Annotated in this window: 26 protein-coding genes and 3 pseudogenes; 23 read left to right on the plus strand and 6 right to left on the minus strand. The window is 60.6% G+C overall.

Annotated features, from left to right (window positions below):
* The first annotated feature begins 214 nt into the window (after positions 1-214).
* The 22 genes and pseudogenes from IVB18_RS18010 (at position 215) to IVB18_RS18115 (ending at position 18,069) form a co-directional block, all read left to right on the plus strand.
* Entirely contained in the window at positions 215-496 is a 282-nt protein-coding gene (locus tag IVB18_RS18010; protein ID WP_247990357.1) for a helix-turn-helix domain-containing protein, read from the plus strand.
* 23 nt (positions 497-519) lie between these two features.
* Positions 520-786, plus strand: a pseudogene (locus IVB18_RS18015) (replication initiator protein A); the annotation flags it as partial.
* Positions 787-799: 13 nt separating this feature from the next.
* Positions 800-2,375 (plus strand): annotated as a pseudogene (locus IVB18_RS18020) (DUF3363 domain-containing protein); the annotation flags it as partial.
* Positions 2,376-2,411: 36 nt separating this feature from the next.
* Positions 2,412-3,470, plus strand: a pseudogene (gene traG / locus IVB18_RS18025) (IncP-type conjugal transfer protein TraG); the annotation flags it as partial.
* Positions 3,469-4,185, plus strand: a complete 717-nt coding sequence (locus IVB18_RS18030) for an HlyD family type I secretion periplasmic adaptor subunit (RefSeq protein ID WP_247990358.1) — start codon at positions 3,469-3,471, stop codon at positions 4,183-4,185. The pseudogene traG and the gene IVB18_RS18030, both read left to right, overlap by 2 nt.
* Before the next feature lie 100 nt (positions 4,186-4,285).
* Entirely contained in the window at positions 4,286-4,450 is a 165-nt protein-coding gene (locus IVB18_RS18035) for a hypothetical protein (protein ID WP_247990359.1), read from the plus strand.
* Between the two features lie 193 nt (positions 4,451-4,643).
* On the plus strand, positions 4,644-4,988 hold the full coding sequence (locus IVB18_RS18040; protein WP_247990360.1) for an ankyrin repeat domain-containing protein: 345 nt from the start codon (positions 4,644-4,646) through the stop codon (positions 4,986-4,988).
* Between the two features lie 319 nt (positions 4,989-5,307).
* Positions 5,308-5,517: a hypothetical protein gene (locus IVB18_RS18045; RefSeq protein ID WP_247990361.1), complete on the plus strand. Its 210-nt coding sequence runs from the start codon at positions 5,308-5,310 to the stop codon at positions 5,515-5,517.
* Positions 5,518-5,644: 127 nt separating this feature from the next.
* A complete protein-coding gene (locus IVB18_RS18050; protein ID WP_247990362.1) occupies positions 5,645-5,854 on the plus strand; it encodes a hypothetical protein in 210 nt (69 codons plus the stop codon).
* A 65-nt stretch (positions 5,855-5,919) separates the two neighbouring features.
* Positions 5,920-6,426, plus strand: a complete 507-nt coding sequence (locus tag IVB18_RS18055; RefSeq protein WP_247990363.1) for a prepilin peptidase — start codon at positions 5,920-5,922, stop codon at positions 6,424-6,426.
* Position 6,427: 1 nt separating this feature from the next.
* Positions 6,428-7,393: a Flp pilus assembly protein CpaB gene (gene cpaB / locus IVB18_RS18060; protein ID WP_247990364.1), complete on the plus strand. Its 966-nt coding sequence runs from the start codon at positions 6,428-6,430 to the stop codon at positions 7,391-7,393.
* The gene (locus tag IVB18_RS18065) at positions 7,393-8,598 is read left to right on the plus strand and encodes an AAA family ATPase (RefSeq protein ID WP_247990365.1); all 1,206 of its coding nucleotides are present in this window, start codon (positions 7,393-7,395) and stop codon (positions 8,596-8,598) included. Before cpaB ends, IVB18_RS18065 begins: the two co-directional genes overlap by 1 nt.
* A complete protein-coding gene (locus tag IVB18_RS18070; RefSeq protein WP_247990366.1) occupies positions 8,595-10,061 on the plus strand; it encodes a CpaF family protein in 1,467 nt (488 codons plus the stop codon). The genes IVB18_RS18065 and IVB18_RS18070 overlap by 4 nt, the downstream gene beginning before the upstream one ends.
* Positions 10,061-10,987, plus strand: a complete 927-nt coding sequence (locus IVB18_RS18075) for a type II secretion system F family protein (RefSeq protein WP_247990367.1) — start codon at positions 10,061-10,063, stop codon at positions 10,985-10,987. The genes IVB18_RS18070 and IVB18_RS18075 overlap by 1 nt, the downstream gene beginning before the upstream one ends.
* Positions 10,984-11,880 carry a type II secretion system F family protein gene (locus IVB18_RS18080; RefSeq protein WP_247990368.1) on the plus strand — a complete coding sequence of 299 codons (897 nt, stop codon included), beginning with the start codon at positions 10,984-10,986 and terminating at the stop codon, positions 11,878-11,880. Before IVB18_RS18075 ends, IVB18_RS18080 begins: the two co-directional genes overlap by 4 nt.
* Positions 11,881-11,932: 52 nt before the next feature.
* Positions 11,933-12,532: a methyltransferase gene (locus IVB18_RS18085; protein WP_247990369.1), complete on the plus strand. Its 600-nt coding sequence runs from the start codon at positions 11,933-11,935 to the stop codon at positions 12,530-12,532.
* A 129-nt stretch (positions 12,533-12,661) separates the two neighbouring features.
* Positions 12,662-13,096 carry a hypothetical protein gene (locus IVB18_RS18090; protein WP_247990370.1) on the plus strand — a complete coding sequence of 145 codons (435 nt, stop codon included), beginning with the start codon at positions 12,662-12,664 and terminating at the stop codon, positions 13,094-13,096.
* 16 nt (positions 13,097-13,112) lie between these two features.
* The gene (locus IVB18_RS18095; RefSeq protein WP_256477109.1) at positions 13,113-14,444 is read left to right on the plus strand and encodes a pilus assembly protein TadG-related protein; all 1,332 of its coding nucleotides are present in this window, start codon (positions 13,113-13,115) and stop codon (positions 14,442-14,444) included.
* Positions 14,444-14,854, plus strand: a complete 411-nt coding sequence (locus IVB18_RS18100) for a TadE family protein (RefSeq protein ID WP_247990372.1) — start codon at positions 14,444-14,446, stop codon at positions 14,852-14,854. Before IVB18_RS18095 ends, IVB18_RS18100 begins: the two co-directional genes overlap by 1 nt.
* 422 nt (positions 14,855-15,276) lie before the next feature.
* On the plus strand, positions 15,277-16,932 hold the full coding sequence (locus tag IVB18_RS18105; RefSeq protein ID WP_247990373.1) for a type II and III secretion system protein family protein: 1,656 nt from the start codon (positions 15,277-15,279) through the stop codon (positions 16,930-16,932).
* A 12-nt stretch (positions 16,933-16,944) separates the two neighbouring features.
* Positions 16,945-17,346, plus strand: a complete 402-nt coding sequence (locus IVB18_RS18110) for a hypothetical protein (RefSeq protein ID WP_247990374.1) — start codon at positions 16,945-16,947, stop codon at positions 17,344-17,346.
* Between the two features lie 174 nt (positions 17,347-17,520).
* Positions 17,521-18,069, plus strand: coding sequence for a tetratricopeptide repeat protein (locus IVB18_RS18115; protein WP_247990375.1), 549 nt, complete (start codon positions 17,521-17,523; stop codon positions 18,067-18,069).
* Positions 18,070-18,132: 63 nt separating this feature from the next.
* On the opposite strand, the gene IVB18_RS18120 is transcribed toward IVB18_RS18115, so the two are convergent.
* The 6 genes from IVB18_RS18120 to IVB18_RS18145 all read right to left on the minus strand — a co-directional run bounded on the left by IVB18_RS18120 (position 18,133) and on the right by IVB18_RS18145 (position 24,406).
* The gene (locus IVB18_RS18120; protein WP_256476956.1) at positions 18,133-18,699 is read right to left on the minus strand and encodes a fused MFS/spermidine synthase; all 567 of its coding nucleotides are present in this window, start codon (positions 18,697-18,699) and stop codon (positions 18,133-18,135) included.
* A 148-nt stretch (positions 18,700-18,847) separates the two neighbouring features.
* Entirely contained in the window at positions 18,848-20,584 is a 1,737-nt protein-coding gene (locus IVB18_RS18125; protein WP_247989757.1) for an IS66 family transposase, read from the minus strand.
* A 44-nt stretch (positions 20,585-20,628) separates the two neighbouring features.
* Positions 20,629-20,976, minus strand: a complete 348-nt coding sequence (tnpB, locus tag IVB18_RS18130; RefSeq protein WP_082758020.1) for an IS66 family insertion sequence element accessory protein TnpB — start codon at positions 20,974-20,976, stop codon at positions 20,629-20,631.
* Positions 20,973-21,317, minus strand: a complete 345-nt coding sequence (locus IVB18_RS18135) for a transposase (RefSeq protein ID WP_188106852.1) — start codon at positions 21,315-21,317, stop codon at positions 20,973-20,975. The genes tnpB and IVB18_RS18135 overlap by 4 nt, the downstream gene beginning before the upstream one ends.
* Positions 21,318-21,372: 55 nt before the next feature.
* Complete coding sequence (locus IVB18_RS18140; protein ID WP_247990377.1) at positions 21,373-23,016, minus strand: hypothetical protein; 1,644 nt, start codon at positions 23,014-23,016, stop codon at positions 21,373-21,375.
* A gap of 589 nt (positions 23,017-23,605) precedes the next feature.
* Complete coding sequence (locus IVB18_RS18145) at positions 23,606-24,406, minus strand: sterol desaturase family protein (RefSeq protein WP_247990378.1); 801 nt, start codon at positions 24,404-24,406, stop codon at positions 23,606-23,608.
* Positions 24,407-25,137: 731 nt separating this feature from the next.
* Here IVB18_RS18145 and IVB18_RS18150 point away from each other — a divergent pair.
* A complete protein-coding gene (locus IVB18_RS18150) occupies positions 25,138-25,428 on the plus strand; it encodes a DUF5658 family protein (protein WP_247990379.1) in 291 nt (96 codons plus the stop codon).
* Positions 25,429-25,449: the final 21 nt, after the last annotated feature.

The raw sequence follows: 25,449 nt of genomic DNA on the forward strand, positions 1-25,449 counted from the left end.
CCGGCTCCGGCCGTCACCAAAAATTGGCGATAGCTCGGCGGCTATCGCGAATTGCTACGTCCCAGGCGCAAGGACAAATAGCATCTGCAGCCTGGGGGTATCGAAAACATACCCCACCATGATCGGCATCCCCTTCGCGGGTCTTCTCCGCGATCGTGACCGTCGACGCGCCGCCGCTCGCGCTGGCGCTCCAAATGGTCACGGAGCCTATCAAATGCCCGATCCGAACGCCGGCTTGCCGCCGCGATACTTGCGCACGCCCGAGGCCGCGCGATTTCTCGGCCTTTCCGGCCGGACACTGGAAAAGCACCGCACCTACGGCACTGGGCCGACCTACCGGAAGATCGGTGGTCGCGTCGTCTACGCGCCGGATGATCTGAAGGCCTGGGCCGATCTCGGCGCCAAGACATCGACGTCCGATCCTGGCAAGGGAACGGTGCTGCCCGCCAAAAAGCATCCGACCCTGCGCCCGTATGCGGGCCAGGAGCGCCGCTAATCGCCGGGGAAGAGAGATTGGCAATGCGGCGCAAACACCTATCCGAGCGCGACCAGCTTGCGCTGTTTCGTGCGCTGCCCGGCGACCTCGCGCCGCGCGACGCACAGGATCTGATGGCGTATCCGTTCTTTTCGCTCGCAAAGACAAAACGCGTCGTGCCGATTGATTTCCGTGCCGGCGTGATCTCCATTCGTGTCGAGGCCGTGCCAGAACACGGGATGGCGACCATCTGGGATGCAGATGTCCTGATCTGGGCTGCATCTCAGATCGTCGAAGCGCGAGACGCCGGAAGACCTCGCGCCTGCCTTTGGCCGCAGCCGGTTGTTCAGTCCCGCGCGTCGCGTTGTGGTGAAGGCGCGTGTTGTTCGCCACAAAGGGCGAGCCTTCCGCTCAGCGCCACTGACGGCCCATCTTTCATACTTGAAGCGGGACGGCGTCACCCGGAGTGGCGAGCGGGCCGAGATGTTCGACGCCGGCAGCGACCGCGCCGATGGCGCGGCTTTCGCAGAACGTTGCAGGGACGACCGTCACCATTTCAGGTTCATCGTCTCGCCCGAGGACGCCGGCGAGATGACCGACCTCAGGGCCTTCACCCGAGACCTTGCCAAGCAGATGGAAATTGATCTCGGCACGCGGCTCGATTGGGTAGCTGTCGATCACTGGAACACCGACAACCCTCACGGTCCATCTTCTCGTTCGGGGAGTCGACGAAGAGGGCGCTGAACTCGTGATTTCTCGCGATTACATCAGCCGTGGCCTGCGTTTGCGCGCCGAAGAACTCGTCTCTATCGAACTCGGTCCGAAGCCGGAGCAAGAAATCCGTAATTCCCTGGAGAGGGAAGTCACGGCAGAGCGGTGGACGCGCCTCGATCGAGAGATCCGGATGGCGGCTGACGAAACCGGCTATATCGATCTTCGCCCCGACAATCCCGGCAGTTCCGATCCCGAAATCCGACGCCTGATGGTTGGTCGCCTCCAGCATCTGGAGAAGATGGGTCTTGCAACATCAGCTGCGTCAGGGGAATGGATGGTCGGGCTCGAGGCCGAGCGCAACTTGCGCGACCTCGGCATGCGCGGCGACATTATCAAGACCATGCATCGCGCTTTCGCTGAACGTGGGGAAGCGCGTGGAGTTTCCGACTACGCCATCGAAGGTGAACAGTCGACTTCCCAGATCATCGGACGGCTGGTCGATCGGGGATTGCATGACGAGCTGACTGGCGAGGCCTACGTCCTGATCGACGGAACCGACGGGCGCGCGCACCACGTCCGCTTTCGCGGGATCGAGGCCTTTGAACATGCGCCGCCGGTCGGCGGCATCGTCGAAGTCCGGCGCCTCGGTCAAGCCGGCGATCCGCGTCCCACCCTGGTGCTCGCGTCCCGTTCCGATCTCGATCTCGGTGAGCAGGTCACCGCTAAGGGAGCGACCTGGCTCGACCACCGGCTGGTCGAACGCGATCCGATGCCACTCGCAATGGGTGGCTTCGGTCGAGAGAGTCGCGACGCCATGGAAGCCCGGACCGAGCATCTGATTCAGGAAGGTCTGGCACGGCGGCAGGGCCAGCGCATCATTCTGCAGCGCGACCTCCTGAATACGTTGCGCGGACGCGAACTGGACGAGGTGGGAGCAAAGGTCGCGGTCGACACCGGCCTGCCTCACGTGAAGGCGGCGTCTGGGGAGCATGTGGCAGGTACGTATCGCCAGCGGCTGACGCTGACGTCGGGGCGTTTCGCCATGATCGACAATGGGCTCGGCTTCCAGCTCGTGCCGTGGTCGCGCGATCTCGAAAGGAGGTTCGGCCAGCACGTCTCCGGCGTCGCGAAGGACGGCGGAGGCATCGAATGGGGGTTTGGTCGCAAGCGCGACTTGGGCCTCTAACAACCTTGCCAACTTCGTTGTGAAAGGACTTTCGGGATGTCCGGAACCAAGATCCTATGGGGCCAGGTGATCGTTGTAGGCCTGATCGTTTTGCTGGCCATCTGGGGAGCAACCGAGTGGACGGCTTGGCGGCTCGCCTATCAACCGGAGCTTGGGCGGCCCTGGTTCGAGCTGTCGGGCTTCAAAATCTATTACCCGCCAATCTTCTTCTGGTGGTGGTTCGTCTACGACGCCTATGCGCCTCAGGTCTTTGTCGAGGGGGCCTTCATTGCAGCGTCAGGGACATTCATTTCGATCGCAGTGGCGATCGGCATGTCGGTCTGGCGGGCGCGCGAGGCCAAGAATGTCGAGACCTATGGCTCGGCGCGCTGGGCCGATCCGAAGGAGGTGAGCGCGGCCGGTCTCCTCGGTCCGGATGGCGTGGTGCTGGGTAAGCTCGACGATGATTACCTTCGCCATGATGGACCGGAGCACGTGTTGTGCTTTGCGCCCACCCGGTCCGGCAAAGGTGTCGGCCTTGTCGTTCCCTCGCTGTTGGCTTGGCCGGGTTCGGCCATCGTTCACGACATCAAGGGTGAGAACTGGCAACTGACAGCCGGCTTCCGCTCGCAACATGGTCGTGTCCTGTTGTTCGATCCGACCAACACCAAATCCTCAGCCTACAATCCGCTGCTAGAAGTCCGGCGCGGGGAATGGGAGGTCCGTGACGTCCAGAACGTCGCCGACGTCCTGGTCGACCCCGAAGGCTCGCTCGACAAGCGGAACCATTGGGAGAAGACCAGTCATTCGCTCCTGGTCGGCGCCATCCTTCACGTTCTCTATGCCGAGACGGATAAGACCTTGGCTGGCGTGGCCGCCTTCCTGTCCGACCCGAAGCGACCGATCGAGGCAACGTTGAAGGCGATGATGACCACGCCGCATCTCGATGAACAGGGCGCCCATCCCGTCGTTGCGTCGACAGCGCGAGAGCTGCTCAACAAATCTGAGAATGAACGCTCCGGCGTCCTGTCCACTGCCATGTCGTTCCTCGGTCTTTACCGCGATCCTGTCGTGGCCCGGGTGACCTGCCGCTGCGACTGGCGGATAGCCGACCTTGCCGCTCGTTGAACGGGGCCTGATTGCTCGCCCCCGAATTCTCCAGCTGGAGCGGACGGCGTACGGTTTGGAAGGCCAGATCGTCGATACAAAAGCCAGTATCGCGAAGGCGCGCCAGGCGATCGCCGAGCAGGATCAGCAGATTGCCCAACTCGACAATGATCGAATGACCGATGTCAGCAAGGACCTCCGCGATACGCAGGCCAGACTCCTCGAGGTCATTCCGAAGGCGCTGAGTGCAAAGGCGGTACTTGGTCGCATGGAAATTCGGGCGCCCTATACCGGTCGGGTGGTGGGATTGACCGTATTCGCCGTGGGAGGCGTCATCCAGCGCGGCGACAAGATCCTGGACATCGTGCCCGCGGAAGACGCACTCACCATCGAAGCCCAGGTCGCGGTCGAGGACATCAGCGACGTGCATCCCGATATGCGCGCTGAAGTCCATCTCACGGCCTACAAGCAGCGCATCGTGCCGATCATTCATGGCGACGTCATTCAGGTCTCGGCTGACCGGCTCACGGACCCAAAAACGAATGCGCCGTACTACACGGCCTTTGTCCGGATTGATCAGGGTGAGTTGGCGGGCATGCCGAACATTCGCCTGTATCCTGGCATGCCGGCGACCGTCATGATCCCGACAGTTCAACGAACCGCGTTCGAGTACATCGTTGGGCCGCTTGCAATGTCATTCAATCAGTCGTTCCGTCAGAAATGACGCGACCAGGCAAGCGAAGGAAGAGGGGTCGCTAGCCGCTGGTCGCAGCGAAGAGGGACAAATGCCTCATCCCCGGAGCCGAGCTCGGTCAGCGGCACCAATGGCGGCGAAAGCCAAGGCCGAACAAGAGCAGCGATGTGAAAGGTACGAGGCTTTCAAGGCCAACGATGGCGCTTACCGCACAGGCGACCTCAACGCCTTGCTGACGGCGCTGGGGCATCCCGCCGAGTTTCCGAATAGCCTGCCCCCCTTGGTCTCGGCTTGACCGAATTCCCGCTCGAGTATGCGATTTACTGGAGTCCATTCCATTTTATCGAGATGCTGCTCGATTGCTCGATTGCGGCGGCGATCCGAATTATCCCGACCGGTCCGGCTTTCCCTCACTGATCGCCGCGCTGTCGACCTTGCGTGACGACCGGCTGGACATCGTGCGCCTGTTGCTTGCGTGAGGTGCTGACGTGCAGCAACGCGGATTAAACGACTGGACGACGCTGCACTACGCCGTGAGCCTCGACGATGGCGAAGCGGTCGAGCTCCTGATTGCTCACGGCGCGGATATCGCTGCGCGAACGCGGATTGATGATTGCGCCACGCGACTACAACTAGCGGAATCATGCAGCTGCAACTTAGAGATCAGTCTCTTCAGAGCGATCACCCGACGCCTCCTGGTGCGTCGTTTCGCTTCGCACCTCAGCACCGCGATGGTCGTCTGCGATATTTTCTACCAGCTGGCTTTCGCAAAGTCATCGATTGAGCACCGTCGGCACGTATCGATCTGCGTGCAGATTCAATATACAAATTGATAATCTCAAGGCAAAATCTCCAAGTATTAAAATTTCCATTCCTTGAGGCTCCCGTATAATTCCGGTGAGCCTTCGGCTCTGTGCGGCAGTCTGACGCGTGGTTTGGCTATGCCTTTGTAAGTATGTGGTTTTCTTGACCTCTGCCCATCTACATTTATTATTCTCGCTCGTTTACCCTTTAAAACGAATTATCTATTAAATATTGACGAGGATTAATATTTAATAGAGAGTTTACGGAGTGGCGGGTCGGACATCGTCCGCAGCCGCTGAAATTTGCCAAGCGTCTCTGCAAATTCCTCTTCAAAGAAAGGCTTTCCCTATGCTGCGTTATTACATCAATACCACGGAAGCGCTGAAGCAACTGCGCACGGACTCGAAGGGCGTTGTCTCGTTCGAGTACGTGATCGTCGCCGCTTGCATCGTCGCCGCAGTTGCCGCTGCGTTCGGCACCACCACTGCCAGCGGCATCGGCGCGGCGCTGACCACCGCGATCGGCAAGGTCACGACTGCGGTCACCACTGCCGCCTAATCGATCGCCTGTAGCCGGGAGGCCAGCTCCGGGCTGGTCTCCGACCGGATGCCGTTGGCAGCTTTTCCTGCCAACGGTCGCCGCGCAATTTTTACAAGGTTCATTATCAAAGCAGGAGTTCACTCCCATGCGGAAATACTACATTAAGGCGCAAGAAGCCCTGACACTTCTGCGCACCGACGAGGTCGGCGTTGTGTCGTTCGAGTACGTGATCGTCGCCGCCTGCATCGTCGCTGCAGTGGCTGCTGCGTTCGGTACCACGACTGCCAGCGGCATCGGCGCGGCGCTGACCACCGCGATCGGCACGGTCACCACCGCGGTCACTACTGCCGCTTGAGGCAGAGAGACTGTCTGACGCCGGGGCGTTGCAACGCGCCCCCGTCTCGTCTGAGGCAATTTTTCATGAGCTGGATTGCGTCCACGACCTCGTGTCTGGAAATCGCATTGTTGTTCTATGTCGCAACGATCGATATCGCGACACGATTGATCCGAAACGAAATTTGTCTGGCGCTGGCATTCCTCGGGATCGTCGGCCAATTGGCCAGCCCGATGCCGGTCGCCCAGTCACTAATTGTCGCCGCAATCCTGTTCGTGCTGCTCATCGTGATCTATCAGCGCGGAATGATCGGCGGCGGTGATGTAAAGTTGCTGGTTGCTCTGGCGATCGGTCTTCCGTTAACCGGCGTGATTGAGCTGTTGACGGTAACGGCACTCGCCGGTGGCGTCCTGGCCGCGGTGCATCTGATGATGCGCCGCCTACCGCAGCCGAAGCTGGCGGCCGCCGGATCGTCCTTGGCACGCCGGATCTATGCGGTCGAGCGCTGGCGTCATTTGAGACATGCGCCGCTGCCCTACGGTGTCGCCATCGCATGCGGCGGTATCTGGACTATTTTGAGCAAAGGATTTTGACATGTCGTCCGCATTGCGCGTCTCGATTATCGTGGTGCTGTTGCTTGCTGCTACGGCGCTCGGGCTCATTGCATACAGCGTGAACCTGCCGAAAGATCCGGTTGTTGCGGAGGTGGTCGCGGAAAAGCCCCAAGTCGCGCGTGCCACCGTCGGCTACTTTGTTGCGGCACGCCCGCTTTCGAAAGGAACCTTGGCGCGGGACGAAGATTTCACCGTGCGCCAGGCGGTGTCTGATCATGTCCCTGCAGGGGCAATCCTCGAAACGCCTGACACCAAGGCCGGACTTCCTGGTTCTCTGGTTCGCAAGTTCGTCGACGCCGGCAGCGCCATTACATTGCAGGACATCCTGCGCCCGAAGGATCGCGGCTTCCTCGCCAGCGTCCTGGCGCCAGACAGCCGCGCGATAAGCCTCAAGGTCGACGAGGAGACTGGCGTCTCGGGTCTGATCAGGCCGGGCGACAATGTCGACGTCGTGTTGACCCAGGTGTTCGAGAAGGCGGATCCGGTGCGTCGCGCTGTCAGCGAAACCGTACTTTCCAACGTGCGCGTCATCGCGATCGATCAGGAGATGGCGCAAGGCGGGCGCCCCGTCAGCAATTCTCTCCCCGGTAAGACGACGCAAACTGTTTCGTTGGAGCTTAAGCCGGAACAGGTCAAGAAGGTCTCCGTCGCAAAGCAGCTTGGTACGCTCTCGCTCGTCGTCCGATCTGCGGCCGAGCAGTGGGAGAAGGCCGATACGGGTGCGACTTCCAGCTGCGATGTGTCGCCAGAGCTGGCCCGCCAGAGTGCGGTTGCCGGCCAGAGCACAACGGTCGCGATCTATTCCGGCCGCGAGCTAAAGCAATACTCGGTCAGGAAGCAGGACCTGGACGACGACGCTCTTGTCGCCTGCGATGGGGCGACGGAGGCTGCGCGCCTCACGGCTGCTGCGGTGGGCGATGCTGGCAAGATGCTGGAGAAACGTTGATGAGTGTGAACATGGCAGTGGTGGAATCACCCGGAGAGACGACGTCCGCTCTCACACGTAACCGTATCGTCTGCTTCGTGAACGACGAGCTGAGCGCTGCTGCGCTACGCAAGGGGCTCGACGGCAGCAATCTGGTGATCCGGCGGGGCAGCATCCGTCATGCGACGCGCATGCTGGAGACTGAGACCGATCTGTTCGCGCTGGTGACCGACATCAGCGGGATCGATGATCCCTTCACGGACCTGGAACGGCTAGCCAGCGTCTGCCCGCCCGATGTGCGGGTATGCCTGATCGGCGAGAACAGGGAGATCACTTTCTACCGCGAACTGATGGAGACCGGCGTTACCGAGTATCTTCCAACGCCGATCACCCGGGATATGGTGCTGGACCAACTCCGCCCGAAGCTGCTTGGCGCCGTCGCGCCCGCTCATAATGACCGCGGAGGACATGTGGTCTCGATCTGCGGTGCGCAGGGCGGCGCCGGAGCGACCAGCATCGCCATCAACCTCGCCCTGCAATTGGCCGAGACCACGAAGGCCAAGGTGGCGCTGCTCGATCTTCATCTGCAGGGCGGCGAGACCGCCGTGATGCTGGGTGTGCGCCCGGGCCCCGGGCTGCGCATTGCTCTTGAAAATCCCATGCGGGCCGACACGCTGTTTCTGGAGCGCGCGGCAATCGCGGTTAATGATCGGGTTTGCCTGATTTCCGGCGACGAAGACCTCGATGCCAAGCTCGACATCACCGAAGCTGGCGTCCGCCACGTGCTCGGCCTGCTTCGTCAGAGGTTCAACTACGTCGTTGTCGATGTGCCGGTGCCGTTCCCGGCCTCGATCTATCCGGTCATTCAGATGTCCCGTCAAGTGCTGGTTCTGCTGGAAGCGGAAGTGACCGGTCTGCGCAATGCGCATGCGCTACGCAACGCGGTCACGAACATCGCGGGCAAGGATCGGGTCTTCACCCTGCTCAATCGTGCGGATCGCGCCGGCGGTTTGCCCAGGGCGACGATCGTCAAGGCTCTGGGCGCAGAACCGGACATGGTGATCCCGGATCTCGGCAAGGGAATGACCCAGGCGGTCAACCTCGGGATTCCGGCCCTCAAGCATGTATCCGCGCTGCGGCGTCACCTCGCTCCGATCGTACGTGAGATCGCCGGCGTGGGGGGGCCCAAGCGAAAGGGACGGTGGAGAAGGTGGCTCGGGTTATGAAAAAGTTCGGCAGGCGCTCAGACGAGATGCCAACCCGTTTGCCCACACTGATGGCGAGCACGCCGACGGTGGCGCCCGGCCTCCCGCCGGTGCTGCTCGCTACGCCGCTAACTGCGCCAAGCGTGGCATCATCCGCATCCGTGCCGAGTTCGGAGCCCCCGGCGCTGTCTGCGTCGGCCCCGAAGCGCGAAGAATCTTCAACCCATCACACGGTGATGTCGGCGTCGTTGCGCGAACGGGTCATCGAGCAGATCGAGCCGGCAGTGGCTGCGTCGGTCTCGCGCGAGGTCCTGCGGCGGCAGATCGAGGAAATCATCCACGGCATCGCCAACCAGGAGCGGCTGGAGCTGTCCGGTCGCGAGCAGCTCCGGTTGGCGGAAGAAATCGCTGATGATATGACCGGTTACGGCCCGCTCCGTCAGCTTCTGCTTGACCAGACGATCAACGACATCATGATCAACGGGCCGAGCAATGTCTATGTCGAGCGGAGCGGCAAGCTGGAGCGCGTCGCGGTGCGATTCCGGGACAACGACCATATTGCCGCGGTCGCGCAGAAGATTGCTGCGCAGGTTGGCCGGCGCGTGGATGAATCCAGTCCGATGGTGGATTGCCGTCTCCCGGACGGCAGCCGCGTCAACATCATCCTGCCGCCGCTGGCGATCCACGGCCCCTGCGTCTCAATCCGAAAATTTCCAAGCCGGCGTTTGAACATCGCTGGGATGATCGAGAACGGATCGATGACCCCCGCCCTCGGCCAGCTGCTGGAGATTGCCTCCCGGTGCCGGCTCAATGTCCTGGTCTCCGGCGGTACGGGGTCCGGCAAGACAACTCTGCTGAACGCCCTTAGCCAGTTCATCGACCACAGCGAACGCATCGTAACGATCGAGGATGCAGCGGAGCTGCAACTGCAGCAGCCGCACGTGATCAGCCTGGAGACGCGGCCGCCCAGCCTGGAGGGTACGGGGCAGGTAACGCAACGTGATCTCCTGTGGAACGCGCTGCGTATGCGCCCGGATCGTATCGTGGTGGGTGAGGTCCGCGGCGCCGAAGCATTCGATATGCTGCAGGCGATGAACACCGGCCATGATGGATCGATCTCGACGGTGCATGCCAATAGTGCGCGCGATGCGCTGACGCGCGTCGAAAATATGGTGCAGATGGGCCAGGTCAATCTGCCGTCGCGCGCAATCCGCGCACAGATTGTCGCCGCCCTCGATCTCATCGTGCAGGTCGAACGCATGCGGGACGGACAGCGCCGGATCGTTCAGATCACTGAGGTGATTGGCCTAGAAGGCGAGGTGATCACCACCAACGATGTTGCGCTGTTCGAGTACAAGGACGAGGATGTACACGGGCGCATATCGGGCACATACCGATCCACGAACGCAGTTCCGAAATTCAAGAGCCGCCTTGTCTATTACGGGCTTGAGCGGGCCTGGGCAGAGGCGATGAGGCAGATCTGATGACGACGCCCTTGATCATCGTTCTGGTGCTTCTGCTGTGTGCAACGGTAAATACTCTGTGGCTCGACGGGCGACAGAGGCGGATGGACCGCCAGCTCGAAATTGCTCTGCCCGCATCTCAGGCTGCAACCTTGGTGTCCATCCGGCGAGCGGCCAAGGCTTCGCGTTGGCAAATGTTCTATCGGCTCGTGAACTACAACGCCGAGATCGTCCACGCTTGGCATCCGGCCTACGTGTTTCTCGCCGGAGCCTTGGCGGCAGGTGGCGTCTTTTATGCCAATCGCATGCTGCAACTCTCCGCGCCCACGCTATCGATCAGTGCCGCTGTCATCGCCCTCCTCGTGGTACGAGGTCTGTTCGGATGGCAACGTAATCGCTTTATCAATCAGCTCTTCCGTCAGCTTCCCGACGCAATTCAGTTGGTGACCAGCACCGTTCGATCGGGGTTGCCCGTCAATGAAGCGTTCCGCGCCATTGCGCGCGAGATGCCACAACCAACATCCGGCCAGTTCGCGATCGTCTGCAGCGAGGTGGCTATGGGGAGGGCGCCGGAAGAGGCTGTCGAAGGGATTTATCGGCGAACGCTGGTTGCTGAATACGCCATGTTCGCAGTAACGCTCGCGGTCCAGTTGAAGGCGGGCGGCAGTCTGGCAGAAACCCTTCAGATACTGGCCGACACTGTAAGCCAACGAGTTGCGCTGGCTGCGCGCGCGAAGGCTCTGGCCGGAGAAGTCATCTTCTCTTCGCGTGCCCTTTCGCTAGCGCCGCTCATCGTGGGCGGATTACTCTACCTGGTCAATCCACAGTCGATAGATATGCTGTTCTATGACCCGACTGGAAACATGCTGCTGGCGTACGCAATCGCGTCGGTAGTTGTTGGACACTTCGTGATACGTTGGATGATCAAGAGGGAGACGGCGCTATGAGTGCCAGTCTCGGATTCGCGGCGCTTGCCACGGTCGTTGCGGCCGCAATGTTTGTCCTGGTCATTCGCGAAGTGCATATTCGCGCGCTGGATACGCGCGTGTCGAACGCGGTGCTCGGCATCCCGGACCGGTCAAGCTCTACGCAGGATCTGGTCGGCTGGCTTTCCTCGATAGGCGCTCGCTACAAGCGCTTCTATGCGGAGGAAAATCTGGAGCAGCTCCGAACGATCATTCAGTCGGCAGGTTTCAACCATTATCAAACCCTGCCGATCTGGATCGGGGTCAAAGCCGTCAGCATGTTCCTGTTTCCGTTTGCGGCCTTCCTTGCGACACAGCTTCTCGGAAAACCGCTCTCCGACGTGATGATTTTCACGCTCATCGGGGTGGTGATCGGAATCATGGGACCTCGCTTGATCCTTTTCGTCATGAAACGGCGCGTTGATACGGCTGTTCGGCTGGGAACGCCGGATACCATCGATTTGCTCGTTGTGTGCAGTGAGGCGGGGATGGGCCTCGAGGGCGGGCTTGAGCGCGTCGCGGATGAGATGAAGGAAACCAATCCGGCGATGGCTCAGGTATTGCGCGGCCTACTCGACGATCTCCGCATATTGCCGAGCCGTGCCGACGCATTCGAGAAGCTGGGCGCCAAGTCGGATGGCCTTCGCCGCTTTGGAACGGTGATCGGCCAAAGCCTGCAGTACGGAACGCCGCTGGGGCAGGCTCTGCGCGGCATTGCTGTCGACCTTCGGCGGGAGCGTATCACCAAGCTGGAGGAGCGAGCTCACAAGCTGGGCGCCAAGCTGACGATTCCGATGGTGCTGTTCATGCTTCCGGCCATGTTCGTCATTCTGGGCGCGAGCCCATTTTTGCATCTCGTTCGTGCGTTCAAGTAGGTAATTTATGAGCACCATCACTCTATCGAATAAGTCGACTTACGAGCGGACCATGCAGTTGCTCGGCGGCATGTGGTTCATGCTGCTGGCGCTCGTCTACGCGATCAAAATCGGATTGTTTTCCGATTCTTGGCTGATACTCGTGTCAAGTTTTTGTCTCGCCAGCTTCTACATTCTTCTCGGGGTGCTGGTCATGACCCGGCCACCGGCAAAGGCGCATGCTGATGGCTTGCTGCCGAGAGTAGCCGCCTTCGTTGGCACCTATATGCCGTGGACGATCGGCTTCTTCAGCGAGACGGACAAGGCGTTACCAAACCTTGCATCCACGGTTTGCGTGTTGGCGGGTATGACCATGATGCTCGTTACGATCAGGCATCTTGGTAAATCGTTCAGCCTGGTGCCGCAAGCGCGTTCCGTGGTGCAAACGGGTCCGTACCAATGGATCAAGCATCCACTCTATTTGGCGGAAGAGATTGTGATACTCGGCGTGGTTCTAAAGGTCCTTTCGCCGGTGACGTTGACCCTGTTTGTGCTGCATATCGGCGTTCAAGTATGCCGGATCTACTACGAAGAAGATCTGCTCCGGCGCAACTGTCCAGAGTACACGAGCTACGAAGCGTCGCGCTGGAGATTCATTCCGTACGTGTGGTGATCGGCTGGCTCGTGAATTAGTCGTGGACAATGCATGATGGGACGTATCGGTCCTAAACTGGAGCGTAAAGGTGCCAACGTGATGCATTCTTTGCTCTGCCGAAAGAGGCTCGTGAGGGGCAGACGTAACTTGATCGCAGATCAGCGCGGCGCTGTCGCGTTCGAGATGCCGTTCGTCTACCTTTTCCTGATCATGCTGATCCTGCTGCCGCTGGCTGATCTTGCCGTGGCCGGCTACCGGTACATATCGGCGCTCGCGGCATTGCGCGCGTTCGGGCAATCCATCCTGTATTCCCCACCACCTGACGTTACGAACGCGTCCAGTTGGGCGTCGACCGCGCTCGCGAAGGCCGATAGCCGCTTTCCGATCCCCAGCATCAAGCTGATTTGCGGCGACAGCAATGCTGTCTGCGCGTCAGGAAACTCCGATCCTTCGCTGGCGAAGTATTATCAGTACTCAACAACAATTACGTTGGCGCCGATCGTGTTGACGTCGGTGTTGTGCACGAGCACCACCGGCAATGCCTGTTCGTTCACACTGACTTATTCAGAGCGATTTCAATAGGTGTCCCATGCGTAACATGCTTCGTTGCCGTCGAGGATCCGCAGCGTTTGCAACTGTGGTTGCATTGGTGCCATTGATCGGAGTGATGGCGCTCGGCGGAGAAGCCGGGTCTTGGTACGTCACTAAGCAACGCGCCCAGGGTGCGGCCGACGCAGCCGCCTATTCGGGGGCCTTGCGGCTAGCGTGCGACAACGCACCACAGCCTGGCACAACCTGCAGTACTACACAGTCAGTTGATTATCGCGGCAAGCAGGTTGCTGCTCAGAACTCGTTCTGCAATTCCGGCGACACCTCCTATCCCGGCGCCACCTGCGCGACGAGCCTTCCCGCAGGCGTGTCGAAGTCGGTCCAGATCGCCACGCTGACGTCGTGGAACGGGACCGCCGGAAATTACGTTCAGGCCACCGTCAGTCAGCAGCAGCCGGCATACCTGGCTCAGTTGCTTGGTCTATCGACGGTCAACGTGGTCGCGACGGCGGTCGCCGGTGTTGACAGTTTGGCGAAACCTCCATGTGTGCTGGCTTTGAAGGACTCTGTTACCTTTCAAGGTTCCCCCACTGTATCGTCGACAACGTGCGGTATTTCGTCGGACAGCAGCGCGTCAAACGCGATTGGCTTCGTCGGCAATAATGGCATCCAGGTGAGTGCGCCGAGCTACACGGTTGGCGGCTGTTCCCAGACGGGCGGCACTCAGTGCACCGGCGTGCTGACCTACCAGCAGCCGATCCCCGATCCACTCAGTGCAGTAGGCGCGGCGTTAGCCATGTTGAAGACGTCGGATTTCCCGGGCGGGACGGCGGGGCAGTGCGCATCATTGCTGTCGTATGAAGCTGGCTCCTGCTGCAACGCCCCTACGGGCAACCTGTCGTTAAATGGCACGTTAAACGGCACCTACTACTTTTGCAGCGGAACCATCAAAATCAGCAGCTCTTCGACGACTATCACGTCTGGAGCGCTTGGGACCACCTTAATATTCATCGGGAGCGCAACGCTGCAGGTCAATGGCGGCCCATTAATCCAGATCACTGCAGTGAAGAATCCTGCGGGGCCATCGGTGCTTTCGTCGGTCAGCAGCAAGATGGTAGACCTGCTCATCTATGATGGCGAGGCTTATACGAAGGGGGGCGTCAACCTCACCGGCAACACAAGCAGCTATTTCAAGGGCACGGTTTATATACCAAATACTCCTGTCACGTACGGAGGCAACAGCTCGCAGACTGGCCCCGGCTGCTACCAGGTCATAGCCTACGCTGTGACATTCTCCGGCAATACGACCCTGGACAACAGCAAGTGTATATCCGATGGCGCAGCAAAGCCGAATGTTCAAACCGTGCGTTTGGTGCAGTGATGAGAAAGCTCGACCAGCGCGGGGTGGCGGCCTTCGAGTTTTGTCTCGTCGGCGGGGCTTTGTTCACCCTGATCTTCGCCATCTTTGATTTCGGACGATATGCGATCACGGTGCAATCGTTGCGCATGCTTGCGAGTGCCGGCGCGCGGGCGAACATCATCAATTGCTACACGCCTGCTGTAATAGCCGGCACATCACCATCCGCTTGCACCACTGACTATCTGTCGGACGCAGAGAAGCAGGCCATTGTTCCCTTCCTGTATAATGGCGGTCTCTCGCCTACAGTGACCACCACGGCGGGAGCCTCCGCGCTTACCATAACGGCATCGCAGTCGGGTTTCACCATGCTGGTGCCGGTATGGGGCACGTCCTTCAACACGCCGAGCGTGTCCACCCAGGTTCCATTCTGACGTGCCCCGATTCGTTGCGGCTGATCTGGAGCGCACCGGCGCCGGCGGGCGCCCGAATGGTCTCGGCCCGTTGGGCAGGCCGACGATTAGCCCAAGCGGACTACGAAAGTGGTGCGTGCTGGCAACATCGGGGACTTTTCTCAGGGGTTGCCATGGCCGGGCGGGCCTCTCTCCTTGCAATCAAGGGGCGTGGCGGGGGATGATCCTTGGGCCGCGTTTTGCGGCCTGGCTCCGGGGCGTGTCCGGACCGAGCTCGGGTGTGCTCCGGTTCGGGCGTGCCAGGGAATGAGAACAGCAGGTAACTATTTGTAGTCGGACAGACTGTAAGCTCTGCGGCGTGGTGCGCGAAGGAGAGTGATCAGGAAGTCGGAGGCCGTAAATCTACGGAATTGGCCGTCGGAAATGCGGCGAAGGGGATTCGGATGGTTGGTGGTCGCGTATTGGGTGGCGCGGGACACGCGATTGTCGTCTTGAGCATGACAGCTCTTGGCGCGTCGGTGGCCTTGTTTGATTCTACCGACCGCGCAGGGGCGGCAGAGCGGCGGCTCTCCTCCGGCAGCGTCTTCGTCAGCGAGGCGACGGAGGTCCAGCGGGTCAAGGTGAGCCTCAACAAGTCACGGACCTTCAGGGTCGATTCGGCCTTTGCGACGATCGTGGCCGGTTCGCCCGACATCGTCGACGTGAAATCCCTGAGCGATCACCTGATCTACGTCCAAGGAAAGAAGACCGGCACCACCAACGTCATCCTGTTCGACAGCTCGATGAAGCAGATCGGCATTCTCGATGTCGAGGTGACTCTCGACATCGGCAATCTGCAGCAGAACATCGCATCGGGCACGGGCACGCGTGGCATTCGCGTCTCTGCGTCTGAAGGCCAGGTGGTGCTGAGCGGAATGGCTGCCGATGCGGTGGCGGCGGAGAAGGCGCTCGCGATTGCCAAAGGCAGCGTTCCCGAGGGCGGCATCGTCGTCAACGCGATGAGCGTTGCGGCGCCGCAGCAAGTGATGCTTGAGGTGCGCTTTCTCGAAGTCAGCCGGCAAGCGGGACGTGACCTCGGCGTGAATCTTTATGCGGCGAACGCCAACGGGACCAACGTCGCAAATACGGGGCTGGGCGGCACCACAAACGTGGGCCGGACTCCCATAGGCGGGATCAATACCAACACCAGCGCCTTGGGTGCCGGGGGAGGACAGGTTGGCTCTCCTCCCACAGGCAGCCTTCCCGTGCTTGGAACGCTGGGGACGCTCATTGGTTCAGCGGGCGGTGTCGCTCCGGCCCCGTTTGGAAGCCTGCTGACCAGTCTCATCAGGACCAGCAACGGTGGCTCGGTGGATCTTCTCATTAATGCACTTGAGACAAAGGGCTTGGCACGCCGGCTGGCGGAGCCCAACCTGACCACGCTGTCCGGCGACGCCGCGCGCTTCCTGGCCGGCGGAGAATTCCCGGTGCCGATCCCGACGCAGTCAGCAGCCGGCTTTCCGACCGTGTCGATCGACTACAAGAAGTTCGGTGTCGAACTGGCATTCGTGCCGACCGTGCTTTCGCGTGGCGTTATCAACCTTCGCGTCGAGCCCTCGGTCAGCGAGCTCGACTTCTCCAATGCAGTCACGATCCAGGGCACCACCGTTCCGTCGCTGACCCGCCGCGATGCGCGCACCACTGTCGAATTGCGCGATGGCCAGAGCTTTGCCATCGCCGGCCTGCTGCAGACCCGTAACCGGCAGGACGTGTCGCAATTGCCGTGGATCGGCTCGGTGCCTGTGCTTGGCGCTTTGTTCGGCAGCAAGTCGTATCAGCAGGAGGAAACCGATCTGGTCATCATCGTGACGCCGCGTCTGGTCGCGCCGGCCGCGCCCGGCCAGCAACTGGCCTCGCCGCTCGACTCCCGCTTGCCGGCCAACGATGTCGATTTCTTCCTCAATGGCCAGATGGACGTTCGCAAGCGTTACGACGACTACGTCAATTCCGGCGGCGAGGTAAAGGGACCCTATGGTCACATCATCGCGCCGAACGCGATTGTGCCCGCTCCGCCACCGGTCGTTGGTGCGAACCAACCGGTCGTGAAGACCCTGAACTAGAGGAGGCGAGGAATGACCATCAGATATCTGGCTCTGCTCGCACCGCTCCTGCTCGGAGGCTGCTACGGGGTTGCGGGGCACGACGAAATGGATCGCTACTTCCAGCGTTCCGACACCATCACGATGAGCGCCGGCAACGCCAAACAAGTCAACGCCGTCACCCACACCATCCACCCATGGCCGGCATATGTCGGCGATCGCCGGATCGCGTACGACGCGCGGCGTACGGGCGGTGCGGTGACGCGCTATGGCTATCAGCAACGCCCGCTGGATCAGCTTCCCGACATGGGCGATCCGACCAAAGCGATGGGCCAGCCGCCGCCCGTCACGACAATTCAGAATGTCAACACAACTGGATTGGGAGCGGGGACCGGAGGATCGGTGGCCGTTGGGATAGGCGGAGGGGGCAGGTAACCAGCTGAAGCTTCAACCTCTCAGGTGCGTCCGTCTGCTGGGACAGAGAGTTTGGAAGTGACGCTGTGACGTTGGGTTCTGGCGCTGACAGCATTCGTCGCGCCGTCTGTTTCTCGCAGGTAGTTTTCACAAATGGTTTGTCGAATGACGCAGGGAAGTTGTCGGAGCTGGAGCGTGGGACGGGGATTACGGCGTCTCATTCCGGCGCTCGCCTGCTGCTGGTTGGCGACGGGCCTCGCGGCCTGCGACTACACGATTCGGGAGGCGGCGATCGTTGCGCCGGTGGATCCGCCGGGCGGCGATCCCGTGCAGGAGCCGACCGACGTCAAGTACTATCCCTCCGATGAGCCGGTGCGGATGGGCCTGGAGCAATACAATCGCGGCAACTATGGAATCTCGCAGCGCTATTTCAAGGACGCCGTCGAGAAAGCGCCGAAGGATGTAACGGCCTGGGTCGGGCTCGCGGCTAGCTACGACAAGTTGCGTCGCTTCGATCTTGCCGATCAGGCCTATGCCCAGGCGATCCGGCTTGGCGGCGAGACCGTCCAGATCCTGAACGATCAGGGCTATTCGCTCATGCTGCGCGGTAATCTGGGTGGTGCGCGGCGAAAGTTCGAGAAGGCGTATTCGCTCGATCCGGGCAACCCGGTGATCGCTAACAACCTCGAGCTTCTCAATGGCAGCCGCAGGTTCATCGAGAGGCCGCCGAACAATCAGCCGTAGGCTTGACCACCGCCGCGGAACAGCAGCTTGATCGAGGCTTCTGGAACGTAGCGGGCTGCTTGATCAGCGCCCGAGCTTGGCGTCGAGAACGGCGCCGAGAATGTTTGCATAATCATCGGTCCATGCAACCCGCGAGCCAGGTTCGAGGGGCGTCCACCCCTGCATCGGCAGCTCGCCAAGATCCTTTACATCGCGGGCAAACACGACCACCTCAGATGCAGCCCGGGCGTCCTCCTGCGCCGTCACAGGAGGAATCTGAAGTTTGCCAAAGGCGACGAGGCCTTCTGTAAGGCCGACCGCGGCCGCCGGCCCCCGCAGCGCCATATGCCGGTTCGAAATGTGCAGAACGATGACGCCGTGAGCGGTGAGGTGCGCCAGATATCCGGCAAACGCTTCGCGGGTCAGCAGGTGCACGGGAATCGCATCGGAGGAGAAGGCGTCGAGCACGATCAGATCGTAGCGCTCCGGTGAGGCAGTCAGGGTGAGCCGCGCATCTCCGAGCACAATGCGGATATCTGGTGCACATTCCGACAGGAAATGGAACAGAGTCCGGTCGCGCGCGATGCGCGCCACTTGCGGATCAAGCTCGAAGAACGTCCAGTCCTCGCCGTCCTGTCGATGGCAGGCCAAGCTGCCGGTGCCAAGTCCGAGCCGCTACCCGCGCCAGCCGTCCCTGCACACGGCGAGCCGCGACGATCGCAGTACGCATACGACGAGGACCGCCTGATTGACGCATGCGCGCGGGCACGGCGAGCTCTATGATGGCGTTGCGTGAAGGTCAGGCGGCCTGCTGACCGGCGGGCTTGTCGGCTTGGCGCAGGAGCTTCCATTCCCAGGGCAGCAGTTCGTGCAGACGCGACGCGGGAAGATCGGCGATACGGGCGAGGACGTCGGCGAGCCAGGCCTTGGGATCGACGTCGTTGAGGCGACAGGTCGTGATCATCGTCAGCATGATGGCGGCACGGTCGGCGCCACGCTGGCTGCCGGCGAAGGTCCAGTTGCGCCTTCCCAATGCGATGCCCCTCAATGCGCGCTCAGCGCAATTGTTGGTCAAGCAGATCCTGCCATCGTCGAGGAAGCGGGCGAAGTCGTCCCAGCGCCTGAGCATGTAGTTCATAGGCTTCAGGACCTCGGAGGAGCGCGAGAGGGTTTCGCGCTCACGCAGCAACCAGGCGTGCATGTCCTCGAGAAGCGGCTTGCTCTTTTCCTGGCGCACGGCGCGCCGCTCGTCGGCGCCGCAGCCATTGATGGCGCGCTCGATCTCGAACAACGCATCGAGGCGTCTGACCGCCTCCAGCGCGATCGGAGAGACCGGTTTGCCCTTCTTACCTTCCCGAGCATTTTTCTCGATGTCAGCCAGCTCGAAGAAGCCCCGCCGCGCATGGGCCAGGCAAAACGCCGGTGTGATCGGCATCGCTTTCTTTTGCGGGTCGAACAGCGGCTCGAAGCCGTTGTAGCAATCGGCTTGCAGGATACCGGCGAAGGCGGCCAGATGCTTCTGGGGGTGCTCGCCTCGTCGGTCGCTCGAGGCGTAATAGACCGCCGCCGGCGGCGCAGGCCCGGCGAAGGGCCGGTCATCCCGCACATAAGTCCAGATCCGCCCGGTCGTGCACTTGCCCTTCGCCAGGATACGGATGGTGGTGTCGTCGCCATGCAGGCGCTCGGCCGCGAGTACATGGCGTTCGATCAAGTGGAAGAGCGGCATGACGGCAAAGGTCCCGTGGCCGACCTGGTCGGCCAGGGTCGACAACGGCAGGTCGATCCCCTCGGCCTTAAAGCGCGCGCTCTGGCGGTTGAGCGGGATATGCATGCCGAACTTGTCGAACAGGATCGTCGCCAGCAATTGTGGGCCGATGAAGCCGCGCGGCGTGGCATGGAACGGCGCGGGCGGCTGGCTGATCTTCTCGCAATCGCGGCAGGTGAACTTCTCGCGTACCGTCTCGATCAGCTTGAAGCGGCGCGGGATCTCCTCCAGCGTCTTGGTCACATCCTCACCGATCTTCGCCAGCCGCGATCCACCGCAGCAGGCGCAGCTCGTTGGAGCCTCAATGACGACGCGCTCGCGTTCGATGTCATCCGGCCATGGCTTGCGCACCGGCCGCTTGCGCGTGAAGGCGCGTACGCTCTGCGCCTTTGCCGCCGCGGCCTGCGCGGCGAGCTCATCCTCGCTCGCCGTGGTGACGAGTTCTTCAAGTTCCAATTCCAACTGCTCGATCAGCCGCGCCGTGCGCTCGGAACGCGGCCCGTACAGTTCGCGTTTGAGCTTCTCGATCCGCAGCTCGAGATGCGCGATCAGCGCCTCATTGTCCGACAGCTTCGCCCGCGCGTTGGCCGCTTCGGCTTGCCAATTGATGGCTTCGGCCTGTATCCGGCTGACCTTCGCCGCGGCCGCATCGCGTTCGACCTCGACCCTCAGCCGCGCGTCGCGTTCAGCCCGCAACGCCTCACGTTCGATCAACAGCGCCGCCTGGGCGCTGGCGAGATCCGAAGGAAGGTCATCCGGCTTCAAACTCATGAAGCCAGTGAATCAGATTTCCCGGTAGGTTCAATCGCAGAATGCTATCCAACTCGCGTTGGACGCAAAGTTTCTTGAGGATTCCGCCAGTCGATCCCAGATAGCAGGTAAGAAAGCTGCGCCGGAGAGATCGTCACGGCTTCACCGGCAGCCGAAGGCCAGATGAATCTTCCTCTTTCGAGTCTTTTTGTAAACAGGCACGCTCCCTGAGAATCGTGCCAGATGATTTTTATCAGATCTGAACGGCGCCCCCTGAAGCAAAACAAATGACCCCCCAGTGGGTCATGCTTCAAGACCTCCTGCACCTGCAAAGCCAGGCTCGGAAAGCCGCGCCGCATATCGGTATGGCCCGTCGCCAGCCATACCCGCACGCCAGAGGGGATCGGAATCATCGCAGCGCCTTCAACACCGCCGACACCAGCAAGGGCGGCGCCGACCCGCAAATCCTGATCCGTCCGCTCCCCGTCAATTCCACCACGATCACTTCACCGGACGGTGCCGCTTCCTTGATCGGCTCCGCTTCCATCGCCGCTTCCACAAAGCCCTGGTCAGCAAGGTCCTGGCGAAGCCGACGCCGCCAGGTGTAAATCAGCCCCGTTGAAATATCGTGATCCCGCGCAACCTGCGCCACACACGATCCCGGCGCAAAGGCCTCCGCAACGATCCGGCACCGCTCATCCTCGCTCCAACGCCGCCGGCGTTCCGGCCCCGTCAGCACCGAAATCTGACCCATCAATCGCTCTTAAGCTCGCTCTTAAACACGTGCTTATGAGTGCTCAATCCGCCTCTCAGAACAAGGCGGCCTTCATCGTGGGCGTACCGATCGCATCGCCGATCGGTCCTCCGAAATAAAAATAGGTGGTCGGTTCGGGGCGGCCTTTGACCGGTGTTCCATCCGCATTGCGCACGCGCTCGGCCCCGTGCGCGGTCGTTCCATGCATCAGGAGACGAAACTGCCCGGAGCGGTCCTCGACCACGCGATGCACACCGAAGAAGCTGCGGACTTGCTCTATGGGGGCGAACAGCGGGTCGAGCTTGGCGGTCATGAGGCCGAGCGCCGCAAGGCCGAAAAATATGGCCGGTTGCCGACGCACCAGCACCATGAGCCCGGCCAGCACAATGAGCGCGATATCGACGGGCAGCGCGGTGTTGGTTGGAATGCGAACGTGCAGCGAGACAATGCCGAGAGTCAACGCGGCCAATGCCAGACCGGGGCCACTCCGCCGCAAAAGCCTGCGCAGCCCGCCGTCAAACGCGCCAGGCATTATCAGCAGTGCAGCCAGCACCAGTATGGGATACTCGGCGACACCGTTGAATATGTGCGGTGCGATCAATCCGGCGAAGATGCCGCCAATCATCCCGCCGAATGAGGTCCACAAATAGAATTCAGTCAGGTGCGCTGTTTCCGGCCGGCGGCGATAGAGTTCGCCATGACAAGCCAGCGCTATCGCCAGGAAACTCGTGAGATGCACCGCAAGCAGGATGCCGAAATACGGCCGCACCAGCGTAGAGGCGGTTGCGACGAGGGCCACAGCAGCAAACGGCACCAGCTTCAGTACGGTCCTGTGTGCAACCCAGGCGCGGTCGCGGAAGATCGCCACGAAGGTCAAAAGGTAGAGGGACAGTGGCAAAACCCAGAGGAATGGCGCTGCCGCCAGGTCGACAGAGATCGCAGCCGTGACGGCGATCACAAGGCCCGCCGGGATCGCGGCCAGCACGGTCCACATCGCTCGTTCGGTGGTCGTGGGGGCGGTTCCGGGGCTTGCCTGGTTGATAGAACGCTTGCCCGCGCCGGCGACAATGATCGCCGCGGCCACGATCAGCAACGTCAAAAGAAGGTAGCCGAGCGACCACAGCTGAATTTGTGTCCGCAACGTCAACAGCGGTTCGACAATGAAGGGATAGGTCATGAGCGCGACGAACGAGCCCAAATTGGAAGTCGCATACAAAAGGTAGGGGTTGGCAGCCTGCGGATGACCACTCGCCGCGAACCAGTTTTGCAGCAGGGGAGCGGTCGCGGCGAGTGCGATGAACGGCAAGCCGATCGAGGCGGCAAATAATGTCAGCAGCCAGAGTTCGAGCCCTTGCTGTGGCGCCGTTTCGAAGCCTTGAGCGATGCCGACCGGCAATGTCGCGGCGGCAATTGCCAGGAGCCCTAGATGAACGAGAGCCGATGGCCCAGGCGACAATGTGCGGCTGAGCACGTGAGCATAGGCGTAGCCCAGCAGCAGCGCCGACTGGAAGAAGACCATTGCAACAGACCAGATGGCTGCAGCACCGCCAAGCCGAGGCAGCACCATCTTTGCAAACATCGGTTCGATCGCAAACAGCAACAGCGCAGAGAGAAAAAGCGCCGCAGGATATATCACGGGAGCAAAACGCAGTGCAGGTGCGGATATCGTTCGAAGATTTACCTGGCCATCAAAATGCATGGTGTTTCCGAGATATGCGGTGCCAAAGTCACGTGTAAAAATTTGCCGACGTCGAAAACTGAAAAGTCGACGAAATCGCCGGGAGGTTAATTCGTCCCGGAGGAAAACAGGTTCAGTATAGCATCATCGCGTGCGTTCAGGAAAGTTTACCAGAGGGCCGCCCAAGGCAGGCCGACGTCCTGCGGCGCGAATCTAGTTTGGAATCAGTACTCCTTCGAGCCGAGGCTGCTTCGTCCTCCGATGATGATCGCCCCGTTGCGACTCTCAAATTTCGCGCAGACCAGTCGCACCTTGTTCGTCATCGAGCACGGCGATGGAATCATTTTACCTGTGATAGGACTTACCGACGATGCGCGGAGGCTCCCAAGCGTCCGCCGAACGAGCGGCCCTGAAGTACTCTCTGTGAACCGAATCTCCTGCCCGAGAGACTGAGCGCGGGCCTGTTCGCTACCGGCATCAGTCTTTCTTGTTCACCTCGGGCTTGTCATGTTGGCGCGGCGTCTCGCTTCCCAATTTCAGTCGAATCTTGCGAGACGTTTCCGCCACGAGGTCGGCGTACCCAGGACACGTGGAAGAGCCCAAGAGGCCTTCAGCCCAAGTCATTCTTGGACTCTTGATGCCGCAGATGCCGGACCGGCCAGATCACACTGTTGATGATGTCCACTCGTTCAGCAGGCACAAGTCCTGTTGCGGGATACTCGTCTGGTTTCGGCACCCACGCCGTGCCAAATAGAAAGTCCCAAAGCGGAAAAAAAGCGGCAAAGTTCTTGTCTCGATGCTCCATCAGGACCGAGTGATGGATCCTGTGCCATTGCGGGTTGTTAATCCATGTCACGAACCGACCGAGCGGGATGCGGAGGTTTAGATGAGCACAAGTGTCGGGGACAAAGAAGATCAATCCAGCGACCAATGCCATATCCGCTGGGATCCGAAACAAGATCGCCAAAATTGGAAGAAAGGCGTCGGAAAGGACCCTCTCCAGCCAAAAATGCCGGCCAGCAGTGATGAACGTAAGGGCATTCGCGCTGTGGTGAAACGAGTGCATAGCCCAAAGGAAGGGAATTGCATGTTGAAGACGATGGAACGTGTACTTGTAGAGATCGAGAGCAACCACTACGAGTGCGAGGGAGGCGTACCACCAATAACCATCAGTCGGTAGTGCAATCCAGCCAAGCCCGGTGAAGCTCGCGATCGTACCTGCGCATATTGCCGCGATCGGACCGAGCAGGTTTTCCAATCCGATGCTCACGATAACGGCTAACCAATCATCGCGAAACTCGGGACCCGGAACGGGCGCAATGGGCCACCATGTCTCCAAGAGACGAGTACCGTAGATGACACCTAAATATATTGCCGCAAGACGAGCGGCGTCTGCGATCTCACCCGACATGAGGAATGACTCGCCGCTTCAGTGTTGTTCGGTAAGGCAGCCCTTTGGCTTCGTCAGATCCTAATACCAATGAGAAAAGGGATAAAAAATAAGAAGCTCTGCCCTCAGAGAACGAGTAGCCCATACTTCCTGAAACGTTGCGCGAGCGCAAGCAGCGTTTTTTGACGGAGTTTCCTCGCGTAAGCGGGGCATGCACAACGCCCGGTCCTCGACCGCCGGTCCCGGAGGCTCGCGAGTAGAACGACAGATTTTGGCTCGGCCGAGATATCGAGAGCGTTCATTGTTTGTTCTGGATGCCGTGGCTTGAATACGAGCCCACTTCGGCGAGTCGATCGACCGGACTCGCTTTCTGCAGACCGTGCCGGTGAAGCGCAGTCAAGATCTGGATGATCCATCAGCTCGACATGCTTTGTTAACACTGCGCGAGCGGCAATAGTCCACGCGCATGAGGTTTTGGCGCCTGACTAAGTTTGTCGAAAATGGTCTTCAGGGCCGTCGAAGCAATCGCCCCCGAGCTCCCTGGCGCGATACGACGGGAGAGCGGATTTCTTCCGTCTTTGCGCTGCGCGTGAGGAGGAACAATCCGGAGGGGATGAAATTGACGGAGCTGGATCTGCGGGTGAATCGCTCGGAGTTTGAGGAAATGTAAAGTTTTTTGGCTTAGAAATCGAACTTTGCATCTTGAGAGTCATGTGACCTAGTCAGGCATCTTCAGCATCGAGGGCTTAAAAATGAGCCGGGTTAAAGCGCTCCTGTTGGTCTTCTGCTTGTTACTGGGTTGCGCCGACCTCGTAACGACGAACGTGATCCTAGACCTCGGAATGGGCGAGCTGAACCCGTTCATGAGGCTGGCTCAGACCTGGCTCGGCGTGTGGTGGCTTGTTCCCAAGCTCAGTTTAACGCTTCTCGTGACGTGGCTGCTTTGGCGCAGCAAGAACGTTTACAATGTGGCTCTTGTAGTGGCTTTCTGCTCCACCCCCGTACTAAACAACCTCATCCTTATCACCGCCGGCACGAGCTGAACCAATCACTCCCCCTGTTCC

Origin of the sequence: Bradyrhizobium sp. 186, assembly GCF_023101685.1 — a bacterium.
Classification (GTDB): domain Bacteria; phylum Pseudomonadota; class Alphaproteobacteria; order Rhizobiales; family Xanthobacteraceae; genus Bradyrhizobium.

Coding starts and splice junctions, on each gene's coding strand:
- IVB18_RS18105 (WP_247990373.1), top strand. CDS start 15,277: ATGGTTGGTGGTCGCGTATTGGGTGGCGCGGGACACGCGATTGTCGTC.
- IVB18_RS18065 (WP_247990365.1), top strand. CDS start 7,393: ATGAGTGTGAACATGGCAGTGGTGGAATCACCCGGAGAGACGACGTCC.
- IVB18_RS18110 (WP_247990374.1), top strand. CDS start 16,945: ATGACCATCAGATATCTGGCTCTGCTCGCACCGCTCCTGCTCGGAGGC.
- IVB18_RS18095 (WP_256477109.1), top strand. CDS start 13,113: ATGCTTCGTTGCCGTCGAGGATCCGCAGCGTTTGCAACTGTGGTTGCA.
- IVB18_RS18085 (WP_247990369.1), top strand. CDS start 11,933: ATGCAGTTGCTCGGCGGCATGTGGTTCATGCTGCTGGCGCTCGTCTAC.
- IVB18_RS18150 (WP_247990379.1), top strand. CDS start 25,138: ATGAGCCGGGTTAAAGCGCTCCTGTTGGTCTTCTGCTTGTTACTGGGT.
- IVB18_RS18125 (WP_247989757.1), bottom strand. CDS start 20,584: ATGAGTTTGAAGCCGGATGACCTTCCTTCGGATCTCGCCAGCGCCCAG.
- cpaB (WP_247990364.1), top strand. CDS start 6,428: ATGTCGTCCGCATTGCGCGTCTCGATTATCGTGGTGCTGTTGCTTGCT.
- IVB18_RS18100 (WP_247990372.1), top strand. CDS start 14,444: ATGAGAAAGCTCGACCAGCGCGGGGTGGCGGCCTTCGAGTTTTGTCTC.
- IVB18_RS18140 (WP_247990377.1), bottom strand. CDS start 23,016: ATGCATTTTGATGGCCAGGTAAATCTTCGAACGATATCCGCACCTGCA.
- IVB18_RS18010 (WP_247990357.1), top strand. CDS start 215: ATGCCCGATCCGAACGCCGGCTTGCCGCCGCGATACTTGCGCACGCCC.
- IVB18_RS18055 (WP_247990363.1), top strand. CDS start 5,920: ATGAGCTGGATTGCGTCCACGACCTCGTGTCTGGAAATCGCATTGTTG.
- IVB18_RS18070 (WP_247990366.1), top strand. CDS start 8,595: ATGAAAAAGTTCGGCAGGCGCTCAGACGAGATGCCAACCCGTTTGCCC.
- IVB18_RS18135 (WP_188106852.1), bottom strand. CDS start 21,317: ATGGGTCAGATTTCGGTGCTGACGGGGCCGGAACGCCGGCGGCGTTGG.
- tnpB (WP_082758020.1), bottom strand. CDS start 20,976: ATGATTCCGATCCCCTCTGGCGTGCGGGTATGGCTGGCGACGGGCCAT.
- IVB18_RS18080 (WP_247990368.1), top strand. CDS start 10,984: ATGAGTGCCAGTCTCGGATTCGCGGCGCTTGCCACGGTCGTTGCGGCC.
- IVB18_RS18145 (WP_247990378.1), bottom strand. CDS start 24,406: ATGTCGGGTGAGATCGCAGACGCCGCTCGTCTTGCGGCAATATATTTA.
- IVB18_RS18035 (WP_247990359.1), top strand. CDS start 4,286: ATGGCGGCGAAAGCCAAGGCCGAACAAGAGCAGCGATGTGAAAGGTAC.
- IVB18_RS18075 (WP_247990367.1), top strand. CDS start 10,061: ATGACGACGCCCTTGATCATCGTTCTGGTGCTTCTGCTGTGTGCAACG.
- IVB18_RS18050 (WP_247990362.1), top strand. CDS start 5,645: ATGCGGAAATACTACATTAAGGCGCAAGAAGCCCTGACACTTCTGCGC.
- IVB18_RS18045 (WP_247990361.1), top strand. CDS start 5,308: ATGCTGCGTTATTACATCAATACCACGGAAGCGCTGAAGCAACTGCGC.